This is a genomic window from Brucella sp. NBRC 14130 (assembly GCF_040371715.1).
Taxonomy (GTDB): domain Bacteria; phylum Pseudomonadota; class Alphaproteobacteria; order Rhizobiales; family Rhizobiaceae; genus Brucella; species Brucella intermedia.
In genome coordinates, this window is record NZ_BAABTE010000055.1 from 1 (window position 1) to 1,885 (window position 1,885).

Genomic DNA, 1,885 nt, shown 5'->3' on the forward strand with positions numbered 1-1,885 from the left:
CCAGTTCAGCGGATCGACGCTGTTCATTCTGCAGGTCTGCAGCAAGGTGGCCAGCGTGGCCCATGTCCGTCCACCGCCCTCACTTCCGGCGAACAGACTGTTCTTTCTCGTAATTGTTTGGGGCCTGATCGCGCGTTCGACTATGTTGGAGTCGATTTCGATACGGCCGTCCATCAGGAAGCGTTCGAGGGCCTCACGCCGCGTGAGCGCGTAGCGGATCGCCTCAGCAGTTTTGGATTTTCCCGAGACCTTACCCAGCTCCTTTTCCCACAGCTCGAAGAGGCTGGTGACGATGACCGAGGACGTTTCCTGACGGCGGCGGGCTCGGGTGCCGGCGTCCTTGCCGCGAACCTCGTCCTCGACCTTCCACAGTTCGGTCATGGCGACGATGGTGTCTGTCGCCGTCTGCGAGACCCCGCTGATGTGCAGGTCGTAAAACTTGCGCCGAAGATGAGCCCAACAGCCCGCCAGCTGGATCGTCTCGTTGCTCCCGGTCTTGGCCCGCGCCTTTGCCAGGTTGCTATAGGCCGAGTAACCGTCGACCTGCAGGATGCCGCTAAAGCCGGAGAGATGCCGCGCCACGCACTCGGCGCCTCGGCTGTCTTCAAACCGATAAGCAACCATCGGCGGGCTGGTTCCGCCGTAGGGTCGATCATCGCGCGCGTAAGCCCAAAGCCAGGCTTTCGTCGTTTTCCCTGAGCCGGGCGCCAAGGTGGGCAAGGTCGTTTCGTCGGCAAAGACCCTTTCGCCCTCTTTGACCCGCTCGAGGATATAATCGGCGCAGATCTGAAGCTCGAAGCCCAGATGCCCCATCCATTGGGCCATCAAATTCCGGCTGATCTCGACGCCGTCGCGCAAATAGATCGCCTCCTGGCGGTAAAGTGGAAGACCGTCGGCGTATTTGGAGACGGCGATATAGGCGAGCAGCCGCTCCGTCGGCAGGCCGCTTTCGATGATGTGTGCCGGCGCCAGGGCCTGGATCACGCCGTCGCGTGCCCGGAAAGCGTATTTGGGGCGGCGCGTCACGATGACCCGGAACTTCGGCGGCACGACATCCAGCCGTTCTGAGCGGTCTTCCCCGATCAGAACCTTCTCCAGCCCCGCGCACTCGGCGGGGACGTCCGGTTCGATCACCTCCTCGATGCGTTCGAGATGAGCGGCAAAGCCCTTGCGCGGACGCGGGGCGCGTTTCGGCTTGTCACCGGAAGCGCGATCAAGTTCGCTCTGGATCGCCGAAAGGCCGGTCTCGATCTCCTCGAAGGCAAAGGACACTTGCTCGTCGTTGACGGCCAGGCGCAGCCGCTCGGAACGCGTGCCATGTTGGGTGCGCTGCAGAACCTTCAGGATCGATGTGAGGTTGGCAATCCGCTCGTTGGCGCTTTTCTCGACCGCTTCCAGTCGGGTGATCTCGGCTTGTGCCGCGACAAGCCGAGCCTCGTTCGCAGCCCGTTCCTCGGCCATCGCTGATATCATCGCTTTCAGCGCATCGACGTCGTCCGGCAGGTCGGGAATGGGCAAAACCATGGGAGGCAATAGAGCACAAAAGCAGCCGTTTTCCCAACCATTACAGCGACATGATTCATCTTGCCGCAGGCCGATATCAGCCCGTCAGCAGCGGTCGCCGAACCTTGGCCGGACGGATCTTCTTCCAATCCATTCCAGCCAGCAGCGCCATTAGTTGCGAATGGTCGAGACGCACCCGCGCCGCCGATATGCCCGGCCAGCAGAAGCTGTTCTCTTCCAGGGTTTTCGAATAGAGACAGACCCCGCTGCCGTCCCACCAGACGATCCGGACACGGTCCGCCCGTTTCGATCTGAACACGTAAAGCGCGCCATTGAACGGGTCGAGGCCGCCTTCCCGCACCAGCGCCATCAAGGATGCGGC

General features: G+C 62.0%; 2 protein-coding genes. Both read right to left on the reverse strand.

Going from position 1 to position 1,885, the window contains the following annotated elements; all coding sequences use genetic code 11:
- A partial coding sequence (gene tnpC / locus ABWW28_RS27470) for an IS66 family transposase (RefSeq protein ID WP_353392991.1) occupies nt 1-1,524 on the reverse strand: 1,524 nt, incomplete at its 3' end.
- Nucleotides 1,525-1,600: 76 nt separating this feature from the next.
- Nucleotides 1,601-1,885 (reverse strand): IS66 family insertion sequence element accessory protein TnpB (tnpB, locus tag ABWW28_RS27475; RefSeq protein ID WP_353392994.1); only part of this gene is annotated, 285 nt, incomplete at its 5' end.